Annotated in this window: 10 protein-coding genes and 1 pseudogene; 3 read left to right on the forward strand and 8 right to left on the reverse strand. The window is 71.7% G+C overall.

What is annotated here, in order from left to right:
- Window positions 1-120 precede the first annotated feature (120 nt).
- Window positions 121-1,713 (forward strand): NAD(P)-binding domain-containing protein, encoded by a 1,593-nt coding sequence (locus ACPXCB_RS28455; RefSeq protein WP_425878925.1) that lies wholly within the window; start codon window positions 121-123, stop codon window positions 1,711-1,713.
- A gap of 102 nt (window positions 1,714-1,815) precedes the next feature.
- Here the strand turns inward: ACPXCB_RS28455 and ACPXCB_RS28460 are convergent, their stop codons facing one another.
- A complete protein-coding gene (locus ACPXCB_RS28460; protein ID WP_425878927.1) occupies window positions 1,816-2,970 on the reverse strand; it encodes a carboxylate-amine ligase in 1,155 nt (384 codons plus the stop codon).
- 240 nt (window positions 2,971-3,210) lie between these two features.
- Between ACPXCB_RS28460 and ACPXCB_RS28465 the strand changes: the two are divergent.
- Window positions 3,211-4,079, forward strand: a pseudogene (locus ACPXCB_RS28465) (bifunctional 5,10-methylenetetrahydrofolate dehydrogenase/5,10-methenyltetrahydrofolate cyclohydrolase).
- Between the two features lie 63 nt (window positions 4,080-4,142).
- On the opposite strand, the gene ACPXCB_RS28470 reads toward ACPXCB_RS28465, so the two are convergent.
- The gene (locus ACPXCB_RS28470; protein WP_425878928.1) at window positions 4,143-5,153 is read right to left on the reverse strand and encodes a tyrosine-type recombinase/integrase; all 1,011 of its coding nucleotides are present in this window, start codon (window positions 5,151-5,153) and stop codon (window positions 4,143-4,145) included.
- Between the two features lie 58 nt (window positions 5,154-5,211).
- Between ACPXCB_RS28470 and ACPXCB_RS28475 the strand changes: the two genes are divergently transcribed.
- On the forward strand, window positions 5,212-5,805 hold the full coding sequence (locus ACPXCB_RS28475) for an AAA family ATPase (RefSeq protein WP_425878930.1): 594 nt from the start codon (window positions 5,212-5,214) through the stop codon (window positions 5,803-5,805).
- Between the two features lie 51 nt (window positions 5,806-5,856).
- Here the strand turns inward: ACPXCB_RS28475 and ACPXCB_RS28480 are convergent, their stop codons facing one another.
- From ACPXCB_RS28480 to ACPXCB_RS28505, 6 genes are all read right to left on the reverse strand, one after another.
- Window positions 5,857-6,750: an alpha/beta fold hydrolase gene (locus tag ACPXCB_RS28480; protein WP_425878931.1), complete on the reverse strand. Its 894-nt coding sequence runs from the start codon at window positions 6,748-6,750 to the stop codon at window positions 5,857-5,859.
- A 162-nt stretch (window positions 6,751-6,912) separates the two neighbouring features.
- Window positions 6,913-9,300, reverse strand: coding sequence for an ATP-binding cassette domain-containing protein (locus ACPXCB_RS28485; RefSeq protein WP_425878933.1), 2,388 nt, complete (start codon window positions 9,298-9,300; stop codon window positions 6,913-6,915).
- Window positions 9,301-9,383: 83 nt separating this feature from the next.
- Complete coding sequence (locus ACPXCB_RS28490) at window positions 9,384-9,794, reverse strand: VOC family protein (RefSeq protein WP_425878934.1); 411 nt, start codon at window positions 9,792-9,794, stop codon at window positions 9,384-9,386.
- Between the two features lie 5 nt (window positions 9,795-9,799).
- Window positions 9,800-10,249: a helix-turn-helix transcriptional regulator gene (locus ACPXCB_RS28495; RefSeq protein WP_425878935.1), complete on the reverse strand. Its 450-nt coding sequence runs from the start codon at window positions 10,247-10,249 to the stop codon at window positions 9,800-9,802.
- A gap of 72 nt (window positions 10,250-10,321) precedes the next feature.
- Window positions 10,322-12,976 carry a DUF6493 family protein gene (locus ACPXCB_RS28500; RefSeq protein WP_425878937.1) on the reverse strand — a complete coding sequence of 885 codons (2,655 nt, stop codon included), beginning with the start codon at window positions 12,974-12,976 and terminating at the stop codon, window positions 10,322-10,324.
- A complete protein-coding gene (locus tag ACPXCB_RS28505; protein WP_425878938.1) occupies window positions 12,973-14,313 on the reverse strand; it encodes an SWIM zinc finger family protein in 1,341 nt (446 codons plus the stop codon). Before ACPXCB_RS28505 ends, ACPXCB_RS28500 begins: the two co-directional genes overlap by 4 nt.
- Window positions 14,314-14,429: the final 116 nt, after the last annotated feature.

Below are 14,429 nucleotides of genomic sequence, written 5' to 3' on the forward strand. Positions count from 1 at the left end.
AGCCCGCCGACAGTGGGGGACAGGCACCGCCCCCACACCCCACCGGCCTCACCAGCGGTCGCGTCACCGTGACCCCACCCAGCGTTGACACAACCCGCGCCATCGGCGAAGGTCTCTGGCGTGACGGCACCCACCCCAGGCCCGACGCGCCACGACGACACCACCGCCGACCAACACGCCGAAAACCACCGGTACGTGATCATCGGCGCCGGACCAGCCGGCCTCCAACTGAGCTACTACCTGCAGCAGGCCGGCTGCGACTACGTCACCCTCGAACGCGCCCCCGAACCCGCCGCGTTCTTCCGACGCTTCCCCCGCCACCGCCGGCTCATCTCCCTCAACAAGGTCCACACCACCAGCACCGACCCCGAGATCCGGCTGCGCTGGGACTGGAACTCCCTGCTGCACGAGCCCGCCGACCTGCCCTTCGGCAAATACAGCACCGAATACTTCCCGCACGCCGACGACATGGTCCGCTACCTCACCGACTTCCAGCACTACCACCAGCTCGCCGTGCGCTTCGACACCACCGTCGAACGGATCGAACGCCTCGACGACGGCTTCCTCATCCACACCACCGACCGCACCCTGCGCTGCCGCTGCGTCATCGTCGCCACCGGCTGGGGCCGCCCCAACATCCCCGACATCGCCGGCATCGAACACGCCACCGGCTACGAGGACATGCACACCGACCCCGCCGCCTACGCCGGCCAGCGGGTCCTCATCCTCGGCAAGGGCAACTCCGCGTTCGAGACCGCCGCCGCGATCCTCGGCCACGCCGCCATGGTCCACCTCGCCAGCCCCCGACCCCTACGCCTGGCCTGGAACACCAAACACCCCGGCGACGTCCGCGGCCACCACGGCGCCGTCCTCGACAGCTACCAGTTCAAGACCCTGCACTCCGTCCTCGACTGCGTCGTCGACGAGATCCGCCCCGTCGACAACCGCTACCAGGTACACCTCACCTACACCCACGCTGACGGCGAAACCGCCGTCATGGAGTACGAATCCGTCCTGCGCTGCACCGGCTTCGCCATGGACACCACCCTGTTCGACCCCACCTGCCGGCCCGACATGGTCCCCAGCGGACGCCTACCCGCCACCAGCGGCGACTGGCAGTCCACCAACGTCGACGGCCTCTACTTCGCCGGCACCCTCGCCCAGGACCGCGACTTCAAACGGGCCTCCTCGGCCTTCATCGACGGCTTCCGGTACAACCTGCGCACCCTCACCGCCCTGCTGCGCGAACGCTACGAGGGCACCCCCCTGCCACACGGCCACGTCAACCGCGACGCCGACGACGCCACCACCCTCGTCCTCGACCGGGTCAACTGGAGCTCCGCACTCTGGACCCAGTTCGAGTTCCTCTGCGACGCCCTCGTCGTCGACCCCGACGGGCCCCTACGCCACTACACCGACCTGCCCGAGGACCACGTCCGGGCCCGCTTCCGAAACCACCCGCACTACTACACCGTCAGCCTGCGCTGGGGCCGCGACGACTACGGCGACGTGTTCGCCATCCACCGCCACCCCCAACCCGACCGGGCCGCCGAAAGCGCCTTCATCCACCCTGTCATCCGCCGCTACCACGGCGACACCCTCGTCGACGAACTACACCTGCTCGAAGACCTGCTCGCCGAATGGCGCCGCCCCGACCGCCACGTGGCACCCCTGCGCGCCTGGTTCGCCCGGGAACTGCACCGCGAACGCTGACCCCCACCATGCCCACCACCACGAGGACACGTCGGTTGGGGGCCCGACCGCGCAAGAGGCACCCGCCACCACACCGGGCCCGCGTACCCCCGCCCGACGCGGCTACGCCAGCTGCCGCGCGTCCACCGCCGTCTCCGCGACCAGGAAATCCACCACGTCCGTGAGCCGACCCCGACGAGCCGCCGCCTCCCGCTGCCGCACCGCACCACTGCCCACCGCCAGCAACCGCCCCAACCACCCCCGCACCAACTCCTCGTCCCCACCCGCCCGCAACACCGGCGCCAACCAGGCGACCACCTCACCCAACACCTCCCGCGCCGGACGCAACCGGCCCGTACCGACCTCCAGCAGCGCACCCTCCAGACCGTCCCGCGCCGCCCGCCAGTACGCCGCCCGCAGCCACTCCCCGGGCAACTCCGGACCGTGATCACCCCGGTCCACCGCCTCCAACCCCCGCACCACCAGCGCCCGCACCAACGCCGCCACCAACCCCGACTCCCACGCCGACACCGGCACGTCCGCCACCCGCACCTCCAACGTCGGATGCGTCACCGACGGCCGGATGTCCCAGAACAACGTCCCCGGATCCACGATCGCCCCCGCCGCCGACAACATCTCCACGACCCGCTCGTAGTGAGCCACCGACGTGAACCGCGGCGGCGGCCCCGCCACCGGCCACCGCGGCCAGGTCATCGACCGCCAACTGGCATAACCGGAATCCCGCCCCTCCCAGTACGGCGAATTCGCCGTCACCGCGATCAACAACGGCAGATACGCCCGCAGATGGTTGCTGACCAACAGCGCCCGCTCCCGATCCGGCAACTCCACATGCACGTGCACCGCACAGATCGCCAACTCGTCGTGCAACCCCCGGAACGTCGCCGTGCCCCGCTCCTGCCGGGGCCCCCGCGTCACCGGCGGCGCCGTCGCCCCCGGCAACACCGGCGTACCCGACGCGACCACCCGCAACCCGTCGACCGCCGCGCACTCCGCCACCACCCGACGAGCCTCCACCAACTGGCCCACCAACCCCCACACCGACGACGACGGATCCGTCTTCGTCTCCACATGCAAAGCCGTGATCTCACCCGACACCCGCGAACCCAACCGCGCCGCCGCCCGATCCACCACCGCCCCCGCACCCGGCACCACACACCGGCTCACCGGATCGACGAGCAGAAACTCCTCCTCCACCCCCAACCGTGGACCCGACGCCCCACCATCCCCGCCGACCAGCACCGGCACCACGGCCTCCACTCACGACACCCGGGCGAGCGCCCGACACGGACAGGCCGACAGGGTAGCCCGAACCAGTGACCAACGGGACACCCACAGTCAGTACGCCGACGCCGCAGCCACCACCGGGACACACCACACCCGACCCCCTGTGGCAAGCTGACCCCAGACGCGACTGGCGGCCAGAGGATGGGCACCAAACCATCGGGGAGCTCCACGCGCGGAGGTCGACCGCCTGGGCCCCGCCGGCGAAGGAGCACCATGCCCACCGCCCGACTCCTGCCCGGCGCACCCGTCGCCGACCGCATCCTCACCGACGTCGCCGCCGGCGTCACCGCACTACGCACCGCCGGCGTCACCCCCGGCCTCGCCACCATCCTCGTCGGCGACGACGACGCCAGCGCCGGCTACATCCGCATCAAACAACGCCAGGCCACCGAACTCGGCTTCACCTCACCCCACGTACACCTGCCCGCCACCGCCACCCAGGCCGACCTGCACCACGCCATCGCCGACTTCAACGCCGCACCCGACGTGCACGGCCTGCTCATCCAGCACCCCATCCCCGGGCACCTCGACTACGACCGGGCCCTGCAGACCATGGACCCCGACCTCGACGTCGACGGCATGCACCCCCTCAACATGGGACGCCTCGCCCTCGGCCTGCCCGGACCCCTACCGTGCACCCCCGCCGGCATCGAAGCCCTCCTCGCCTTCCACGACGTCCCCGTCGCCGGCCGCGACGTCGTCATCCTCGGCCGCGGCGCCACCCTCGGCCGCCCCCTCGCCCTGCTGCTCACCCAGAAACGCCCCACCGCCAACGCCGCCGTCACCGTCGTACACACCGGCGTCCCCGACTGGGCCACCCACACCCGACGCGCCGACATCCTCATCGCCGCCGCCGGCGTCCCCGGCATCATCCAACCCGAACACGTCCGCCCCGGCGCCGTCGTCATCGGCGGCGGCGTCCGCTACGAAGGCCGACGCCTCCTGCCCGACGTCGACGAATCCTGCGCCGACGTCGCCGGTGCCATCACCCCCCCCGCGTCGGCGGCGTCGGCCCCACCACCGTCGCCATGCTCTTCCGCAACGCCCTCGACGCCGCCCGCCGCGCCATCGGCCACGCCTGACACCCCCGGCCCGGGCGTCGACGACCTCGACGCCCGGGCCACCGCCGGCCACACCAGGCCGCCTCACGACCGCCCGTCGCGCTCCACCGGCACCAACCCCGCCAACGCCCGATTGGTGCGGTTGGACCGCACCGCGTCGCGCTGCTGCCCGGCCGTCACCTCGATGTACGTCTGCGACGACGCCAACGACGCATGCCCCAGCAACCGCATGATCTCCGCCGCACTGGCCCCGTCCTCCGCCAACCGCGTCGCGAAGGTGTGCCGCAACGCGTGCAACCGCGCCCCACGCGGCACCCGGTCGGTGATGCCCGCCCGCCGGTAGCAGGACTCCACCAGATACTGCAGCCCGCCCCGGCGCAGCGGCTCACCCTGACGGTCCACCAGCAACGGCACGTCCGGCCGCACCGTACGCGACCCGAACCGCCGCACCCGGCTGTCCAGGTAGCCCACCAGCACCCCGTCCAGTTCCGGCTCGATCGGCACCACCCTCGGCCGCCCGCCCTTGCCGGCCACGTCGACCCGCCGCTCGCCCGCACGGCCCGTCAACGACCCCACGCGCAGCGCCAGCAGCTCCGACAGTCGCAGCCCCGCGCAGAGCGCCAACGCCAGCACCGCCAGGTCGCGCTCCGGCCACGGGTCGCGCTGCCGGCCCTCCTGCCGGGCCACCGAGGCGAGCAACTGCTCGGGGGTGTCCGCGCCACGCAGCGGCTTGGGCTGGGGGAGAGGCGCCCGGGGACGACCGACCGCCGGCATCGGGTTGCCGGCGACCACCCCGTCGGCGACCAGGAAGGAGAAGAAACTGTTCCAGGTGGACCACGCGCGGTGCACCGACGCGGCCGCACGGGGAGCGGCGAAGCGGGCGAATGCCGCGCGCATGACGCGGGCGCTGAGGGCGGCGACGGGCAGCGCGTCGAGGGGGAGGGGAGGGGTGGCCTCCTCGGCTGCCAGTTCGGCGACGGCGCGCAGGTCCCGCCGGTACGCCTGCAGCGTGTGGGGGGAGGGCTTGCGGGTCGCGCGGGCCGTCAGGAACTCCTCGATGAGCCGCTGTACCGATTCGTCCTGTTTGTCATGCATAAGGGATATTATGCAGCATTTTCGGGTTTGCTGGCAACGGCGGGAGAGAGGGGAGAGCGTGCGGCGGTACGTACTGACGGGTGCACCGGGGGCGGGCAAGACGACACTCGCCGACGCGCTGCGCCGACGCGGGTGGGACGTCGTCGCCGAGGCGGCCACCGACGTCATCGCGGCCCAGCAGGGGCGGGGCGTTGCCGAACCGTGGCGGGAGGCCGGGTTCGTCGACGCCGTCGTGCGGCTCCAGCGGGAACGCCGCGAGGCGCCCGGGGCGTACGGGCCGGTGCAGGTCCACGACCGGTCGCCGCTGTGCACATTGGCCCTCGCGCGGCATCTGGGACGCCCGCCGGGGCGCGTGCTCGCCGAGGAGGTGCGACGGGTGCTGCGCGACGGCGCCTACCAGCGGCAGGTGTTCCTGGTCGAGCCGCTGGGCTTCGTGACACCGAGTGCCGCCCGCCGGATCGGCTACGTCGAGTCGCTGGCGTTCGCCCGCGTGCACGAGGAGGTCTATCGGGCGCACGGCCACGATCTGATCGCCGTCCCGCCCGCGCCGGTGCGGGCGCGGGTCGCGCTGGTGGAGGCGCACCTGCGGCGCCTTGCCGACCTGCCGTCCGAGGGGGTCGAGGGAGTGCCCGACCCGGCTTACTTGACATAATGTACATTATCGAATCACTGGCCACAGTCGGTCTGCCTGTGGTTTCGAGGCCTATTGCGCCGCGCCTTCGCCGTCGTTCCGGTGATTCGTCAGGCACACTCTCGTCACCGCGGCGCGGAACGTCGCGCTGAACTGGTCCGGTGCTTCCAGCCAGGGATGGTGGCCCGCGTTCGGGATGAGCACGACCTCGCATCCGAGGTGGGCTCCGAGTCGTCGCAGGGCCTCGGCGGGACGGCTGTCGTCTGCCCCACCGATGATCACGGTGCCGGCGGGAAGGCGCTCGCGGAGCTCGTCCACGTGCGATTCGAGCGGGTCCGCCTTCTTCTCGGCGTTGAGCTGGCTGTTCATCGCGTAGTTGACGGGTCGCAGCGCGCGGGCCGATGCCAGTGCCCAGTCCCACGCCCGAGCCCGGTCGGCATGGTCGGTGAACCACGCCAGGGTAAGGTACTCGATCTCTTCGGCGTCGGTGCGCGATGCGATCGCTTCGAGTTCGTCGAGCCGGTCCTGCTGCTCGTCGGTGCGTCGTGCTCGCTGCGCAGCCCGGTAGGCATCCCGCCAGGGGTCCAGGAAGGGCCCGGCGATCTGTACCGATCCCGCCACGCGCTCGGGATGCGCCAGCGTGAAGTAGCCGGCCATGTTGGTCCCGAACGAGTGCCCCACCAGGACGGCCCGGTCGTGTCCCCACGCGTCCAGCAACAGCGCCAGGTCCCGGACGTGGCGGGCGATCGTGTGCTCCCCCGCCCAGGCCGATCCGCCTGTGCCTCGCTGGTCGTAGCGGTGGACCAGGCACAGGTCTTCGACCAGGGCGGCGACCGGGCCGAGATAGTCCGGCAGTCCCGGACCCCCGTGCAGGACGACCAAGGGAGTGTCCGCGTGCTCCGGCGAGCCGGTGGTCCAGGTGCGCAGCTGTGCACCGTCGTCCATCTCGATCATCGCGGTCGGCATGGACGTGAGCGTACGCATGCCGAGCGGCCGGATCCCGGCCCGCCGGGCGCTGCTCCCCCGCCGCTACGAAGGCGAGGAGCGCTCGCAGTCGGCGCGGTTGGCGGGCCCGGCCCGACGCAGCGCGGGAGCGCCCGCCGGACCGGTGCCCGCCGGCGGCCTCGGTCAGGCGCCGACGTAGGCGGCGAGGTGTTCGCCGGTGAGGGTGGACCGCTTGGCGACGAGGTCGGCGGGGGTGCCCTCGAAGACGATCAGGCCGCCGTCGTGGCCGGCGCCGGGGCCGAGGTCGATGATCCAGTCGGCGTGTGCCATGACCGCCTGGTGGTGCTCGATGACGATGACCGACTTGCCGGAGTCGACGAGTCGGTCGAGCAGGGCGAGCAGTTGTTCGACGTCGGCGAGGTGCAGGCCGGTGGTCGGCTCGTCGAGGACGTAGACGCCGCCCTTCTCGGCCATGTGGGTGGCGAGCTTGAGGCGCTGCCGTTCGCCGCCGGAGAGGGTGGTGAGGGGCTGGCCGAGGCTGAGGTAGCCCAGTCCGACGTCGGCGAGTCGGTTCAGGATGGCGTGGGCGGCGGGGATACGCGCCTCGCCGGTGCCGAAGAACTCCTCGGCCTCGGCGACGGGCATGGCGAGTACCTCGGCGATGTTCCGGCCGCCCAGCGTGTACTCCAGGACGGCTGCCTGGAACCGTTTGCCGCCGCATTCCTCGCAGGTGGTCTCGACGGTCGCCATGACGCCCAGGTCGGTGTAGATGACGCCGGCGCCGTTGCAGGTGGGGCAGGCGCCTTCGGAGTTGGCGCTGAACAGTGCCGGTTTGACGCCGTTGGCCTTCGCGAACGCCTTGCGGATGGGGTCGAGCAGGCCGGTGTAGGTCGCCGGGTTGCTGCGTCGGGAGCCGCGGATCGCGCCCTGGTCGATGACGACGACGCCGTCGCGGCCGGCGACGGAACCGTGGATCAGCGAGCTCTTGCCGGAGCCGGCGACGCCGGTGACGGCGCAGAGGACGCCGAGTGGGATGTCGACGTCGACGTCGCGCAGGTTGTGTTCGGTCGCGCCGCGGATCTCGAGGGTGGCGGTGGGCGTGCGTACCGTCTTCTTGACGGCGGCCCGGTCGTCGAGGTGGCGGCCGGTGACGGTGTCGCTGCCCCGCAGTCCTTCGACGGTGCCTTCGAAGCAGACCGTGCCGCCGTGGGTGCCGGCGCCGGGGCCGAGGTCGACGACGTGGTCGGCGATCGTGATGGTCTCGGGTTTGTGTTCGACGACGAGCACGGTGTTGCCCTTGTTGCGCAGTTGCCGCAGCAGGTTGTTCATCCGCTCGATGTCGTGCGGGTGCAGGCCGATGGTGGGTTCGTCGAAGACGTAGGTGACGTCGGTGAGGGACGAGCCGAGGTGGCGGATCATCTTGGTGCGTTGTGCCTCTCCCCCGGACAGGGTGCCCGAGGGGCGGTCGAGTGAGAGGTAGCCCAGGCCGATCTGCGTGAACGAGTCGAGGAGGTGTTGCAGCCCTTTGAGCAGGGGGGCCACCGAGGGTACGTCGAGGTCGCGGATCCACTCGGCCAGGTCGCTGATCTGCATGGTGCAGACGTCGGCGATGCTCTTGCCGTTGATCTTCGATGCGCGGGCTTCGGGGCTGAGTCGGGTTCCGTCGCAGCTCGGGCAGGTCTGGAAGGTGACGGCCCGCTCGACGAAGGCCCGGATGTGGGGTTGGAGGGCGTCGACGTCCTTGGCGAGGAAGGACTTCTGGATCTGCGGGATGATGCCGACGTACGTCAGGTTGATGCCGTCGACCTTGATCTTGGTGGGTTCCCGGTGGAGCAGGTCGTGCAGTTCCTTCTTGGTGAACTTGCTGATCGGCTTGTCGGGGTCGAAGTAGCCGCAGCCGCGGAAGATGCGCCCGTACCAGCCGTCCATGCTGTAGCCGGGGATGGTGAGGGCGCCCTCGTTGAGTGACTTGCCGGCGTCGTAGAGGGCGGTCAGGTCGATGTCGTTGACGGTGCCCATGCCCTCGCAGCGGGGGCACATGCCGCCGAGGCGGTGGAAGGTGGCCTTCTCGGCCTTGGTCTTGTTGCCGCGTTCGACGGTGATCGCACCGCTGGCGCGCACGGTGGGGATGTTGAAGGAGTACGCGTTGGGCGAGCCGATGTGGGGTTGGCCGAGGCGGCTGAACAGGATGCGCAGCATGGCGTTGGCGTCGGTGGCGGTGCCGACGGTGGAGCGGGGGTTGGCGCCCATCCGTTCCTGGTCGACGATGATCGCCGTGGTCAGCCCGTCGAGCAGGTCGACGTCCGGTCGGGTGAGCGACGGCATGAAGCCCTGGAGGAAGGCGCTGTAGGTTTCGTTGATCATCCGCTGTGACTCGGCGGCGATGGTGCCGAACACGAGTGAGCTCTTGCCCGAGCCGGAGACGCCGGTGAAGACCGTGAGGCGGCGTTTGGGGATGTCGACGCTGACGTCCTTGAGGTTGTTCACGCGGGCGCCCTGCACGCGGATCAGGTCGTGGCTGTCGGCGATGTGGGCGGGTGCCTGGGTGTCCGTCCCCGTGGCGGTGCTCATCGTGTCTCCATCTGCTGCGCGGGGCCGCTGTCGCGGTCCGCGTCGAGGTGTTGCCTGGCTGGTGTCTGGGTGTGCCGGAGGGCTCAGTGCCGCTCGTTGATGCGGATCAGGTTGCCCGTGGGGTCGCGGAAGGCGCAGTCGCGGACGCCGTAGGGCTGGGCGGTGGGTTCCTGCACGACGTCGGCGCCGCTGGCCTGTAGCCGCTCGAAGAGGCCGTCGAGGTCGTCGGTGGCCAGGGTGATGGCGCCGTAGCTGCCCTTGGCGATGAGTTCGAGGATGGTGCGGCGTTCGTCGTCGGTGATGCCGGGTTCGGCGGCCGGCGGGTGCAGGACGATGGACGTGCCGGGCTGGTTGGCGGGGCCGACGGTGAGCCAGCGCATGCCGTTGTATCCGACGTCGTTGCGGACCTCGAAGCCGAGGGTGTCGCGGTAGAAGGTCAGGGCGGCGTCGGCGTCGGTGTGCGGGAGGAAGGTGTTGTGAATGGTGATGTCCATGCCGGTCAGGCTAGTTGTGGCTGCCTGGCGCGTGCTTCTCGATTCCTGATCGGTCTGGTCACCTGTTTGGAGATGCACGCGGGCATCTCCGCCGTCGCGTGAGCTGTCCGGGCGCGGTAGGTGCTCGGCGGCACGCCGACCAGTTCGGTGAAGCGGGTGCTGAAGGTGCCCAGCGAGGAGCAGCCGACGGCGAAACAGACTTCGGTGACGCTGAGGTCGCCGCGGCGCAGCAGCGCCATGGCGCGTTCGATGCGCCGGGTCATGAGGTAGGCGTACGGTGACTCGCCGTACGCCTGGCGGAACTGGCGGCTGAGGTGTCCGGCTGACATGTTCGCGCCGCGGGCGAGTGCCTCGACGTCCAGGGGCTGTGCGTACTCGCGGTCGATGCGGTCGCGGACGCGGCGCAGCCGGGCGAGGTCGCGTAGGTGCTGGTCGGCGGCGTCTTTGCTGGTCACCTGCAGGATCGTGCCATGTGGTGTCGGGGTTGCCCAGCAGGGTCGGCGGCCTGTCGCCGTCAGTTTGCCGGGTCATACCGTGTCGAGTGCGCGGTGCAGGCGTCGGGCCTCGGTGACGAGGCGGCTGGATCCGCCCCGGGCGGCGACGTCGGCCAGGCCGGGTACGTCGATGCGGGCGCCGGTGGTGCTGGCCGTCTCGGCCGCGAGGCTCAGCAGGTCCGGCAGGCCGCGCGGGGGCTGGGGTGCGGCGAGTGCCGACGGCAGTGCGGCGGCGATCAGTCGCCACACGGTCAGTGGTGCTCCGGCCTGGGCGGCGTCGCGTAGTGGTTCGAGTGCCCTGGACAGCTTCACCAGTTGCCCGGCGACGAGTCGGCCGAGTTGTCCGCCCGTCGCGGTGGCGTCGAGCTGTCCGGCTGCGGCGAGGGCGAGCAGGGCGTCCAGGGCGGCGATCCGGTCGGTGCCGTGGCGGGCCGCGAGGCCGTAGGACAGGGCGAGGTCGAGGGCTGGTCCGCCGGGGCCGGTGGCTTCGGCGAGCAGCGGCAGCATGGTCGTGCCGCCGCGTTGGTCCATGTCCGCGGTGGCGGCCACGATCGGCAGGGCGTACGCGGCGACGACTGCCCGGTGCCCCGGCAGGGTCGACGGCAGCAGGTTCGCCCAGGCGGAGTGCTCGACACCGATCGGTGCGGGGTCGGCGGTCAGCAGTCCGTACGGGTCGTCGTGTCCGTCGGGTGGGCGCAGCTCGACGAGGATGCGCTTGGGCGGTAGTTGGTCGTACTCCCAGTCGTAGCCGTTGCTGCGGGGGCGTCGGGTGAGGGTGACGGGTCGCGTGACGGGTTGCGGCAGTCCGCCGGCGCGCAGCCAGGTGGCGAGCCGCTCCCCCGCCGGGGTGCCCAGTGCGGCGGCCTTGCCGGCGACCGTCCCGTCGGTGTCGGTGGGTAGGCGCAGCAGGGCCTGGGTGAGGTCCCAGTGCCAGGCTGGGCGGTCGCCGAGGGCCGCGAGGCGTTCGATCAGGGCGAGCGGGTCGAGGGTGCCGTTGGCGTGGGTGGGGGTGGCGAGCAGGCCGGGGTGTCCCGGCTCGGTGAGGTGCGCGCCGATTTCGGCGAGGCGGGCTCGGAGCAGCCGGTGCGGTGGGGGTACCCGGGGGTCGGTGGTGAGTGGTGGTGGTGCGGGGGTGCGGCGTACGGCGGTGAGCAGTGTCTCCCAGCGGCGGTGTCGTCGGGTCTGCTGGTCGGTGGCGGTGCTGGGGGTGGTGAGCAGGTCGACGACCAGCTTGCACAGGCAGAGGGGGTCGTGGCGGTGTTCGTTGTCCCAGGACCAGTGCCGGCGTTCGATGACGGGGGTGAGGGCGGCGTGCACCCGGGTGTCGTCGGTCGTGGTGAGCCGGACGAGTCCGTCGAGGATGCGGTCCAGCGGTGTGCCCTGCGACGGGGTGCCGAGCAGGGCGGCGACCTCTTCGGCGAGTTCGTCGACGTCGGTGATGGGGGCGGGTGCGGGTGCGGGTGGTGCGGGTGGGGGCAGGTCGTCGCCGCGTGGTCGGGCGTGCGCCGGGCCGGTGCGGTCCGCCGTCGGGTCGTGTCCGTGGCGGGTGGCCAGGGTGTGGGCGCGGTCGCGTAGTTCGACGGCGGGGTGTTCGGCGGCGACGGCGATGACCTCGGCGATCTCGGCCGCTCGGTCGCGGTGGTGGCGGGCCAGGCGGTCGAGCCAGGTGAGCTGGGCCTTGACGAGTGTCTTGTCCGGGCGGAGCAGCACGTCCCGGGAGGTGTCGAGGATGGTGTCGATCTGGAGGTCGGGCAGGTCTCGTAGGGCCTTCTGCGCGATGGTGGCGGCCGGGGCCGGCGCGTCGGCGAGCAGGCGGAGGTAGTCGGTGGTGCGGGTGGCGACCTCGGTGGTGGTGGGTTCGAGTTCGGTGAGCAGGGTGGTGAAGGCGCGTAGGGCGGACGCCCGGTCGCCGCGCAGGAGTCGGCCGATGCAGGCGTCGATCAGGAACGTCCGGTCGATGGTGCCTTCGGCGGCGAGTCGGGCCAGCGCGGTTGGCAGGATGTGCCGTCGTCGTTCGTGCCAGGTTGTGGTGACCTCGTCGAACGTCATGCGGGTGCCGAGGCCGTCGATCTCGAACAGGCGGGGCAGCATGGCGTGGAGGAACGGGTCGTCGCGTAGCCGTTGGGTCAGGGGTGCCGGTGGGCCGGCGTGTCCCCGCTGCGGCAGTTGTATCGAGTTCAGCCACAGTTCGACGAACCGGTCGTTGGCTGGTGGTGTCGTTGCCGTGGCGCGGAGCAGCGCGGTGAGGAAGCGCCAGTGTTCGATGCCGGTCTGCTGGTTGATCTTCGTGGCCAGTCGGTGCGCGAGGTCGCCGAGCCAGGTGATGCCGCGGTCCTCGGCGACCTTGGTCATCAGGGCGGCGGCGCGTTCGCCGTGGGGGTTGACCGTGTTGCGGGCGAGGATCGTCGCGGCCTGTGCGGCGGTGGGTAGGCAGCCGACGACGGCGACTGCCAGGGCGGTGCCGGAGCCGGCGGTCCACCAGGTGGTGCGGTGCCGCTGCGTGAACCAGGTCGTCAGGTCGGCGCCGATCTCCCGGCGGCGCTGTTCCGGCAGGTCGGCCAGGGCCGCCACGATCTGCCCGGCGGAGCTGTTCTGGATGAGGTCGAACAGGTCGCTGGTGCCGCCGGCGGCCAGTTCCCGTTGCCGCCGTACCGTGCTCTTGAGGAACGCTTGCTGTGCGTGTCTCACACCCGCTCCCCCGCGCGCTCGGCGGTCGACATCCGGGTGGCCAGCGCGTGCCGGCAGGGTCCCCGTTGGCCGCGGTGCTTGGCCCACCAGGGGCAGGTGCAGGTGAGGTCGCCGCCGGGCAGTTGGCGGACCCGGTAGACCTGCTCGCCGCTGTGGACGGTGGCGGTGGTGGCGGTGTCGTGGTGGACGGCTCCGGCGTCGCGCAGCGCCCGGGCGCCGACGAGGCGGGGGTTGTCGCGTTCGGCGCGGCCCGCGTCGTAGGGCATGACCCGGTGGAAGTACGCGGCTTCGGCGACGTCGTAGCCGACGCGGCCGGCGGTGCCGAGTTCGGCGAGCGCGGCCCGGACGCGGGCCGGGTCGAGGGCGGTGTCGGTGGCCAGCCGGTCGACGTCGATGGTGGGATCCCAGGAGAGTACGGCGGCGACGAGGTTGGCGTCGTCGGCCACGTCGTCGCCGGCGAGGGCGGTGAGGGCGGCGCCTTCGCCGGAGAATCCGCGGTACGGCTCGGGTGAGAGGGTGAGGGAGAGGCGCAGGGCGCCGGTGTCCAGTTCCCAGGTGCTCGGTACGGGTGCCGAGCCGGTGGTGACGGTCGGTCCGTACACGCGCAGGGTGTCGGCGAAGCGCAGCATGGCGCGGAGGGCGGTCAGTCGGCTCGCTCCGGCCAGGCAGACGGCGCCGGGGACGGGACGGGAGGTCAGTCGCAGGGACCGGCCGGCGGGCACCGCCCAGAGGACCGAGCGGTCGCTGGTGGTGGGGAGCCGGCGTAGGAAGGTGGCCGCCTCGGTGGCGGGGATCTCGGCGCGGGGTTCGAAGGTGGCTGACAGGATCTGCACCTCGGCGAAGCCGCGCAGCCAGCGCGCGGGGAGGGGGACCTTCTTCTCCACGATGGGGGCGTCCATGGTGGCGACGGTCAGGTCGTCGGGGCCGACGGACAGGTGCAGCGGGTCGAGGCCGCCGACGCGGGCCAGTGCCTCGCGCAGTGGGTTGTTGACGTCGACGTTGGTGGTGCCGTGCTCGATCACGTCGCCGTCGAGGCCGGCGGGCAGGGTGTCGAGGCGGGCGTAGACGCCGCAGCAGCCGGAGAAGGATTCGAACCGGAGCCGGTCGCGGCTGCCGGTGACCACCGGGTCGAGGCTGGCGGGGCTGACGGGCCGGTGGTAGCGGGTGCGGGCGACCTCGGCGACGGCGAGCAGGCCGGCGGCCGCCGCCTGGGGGGTGGTGAGGAACCCGGTGAAGAATCGGGGGTGGGGTGCGGGTCCGCCGCTGGTCTGCAGGTCGAGGCCGTCGCGGGCGAGGGCGGAGGATCCGAGGTACCGGTACGTCTGCGTTGCGCTCACGTCGGCGGACGGTAGTGGAGACCACCGACAGGAAGCAGCGGGGATGCTCCTATAGACGTCAAGGGGTGTTGAGGGCGGTGAAGTCGGCGAGGAGGGCGGTGTGGACCTCGCGGACG

Origin of the sequence: Micromonospora sp. DT62, from assembly GCF_049847285.1 — a bacterium.
Lineage (GTDB): Bacteria > Actinomycetota > Actinomycetes > Mycobacteriales > Micromonosporaceae > Micromonospora > Micromonospora reichwaldensis.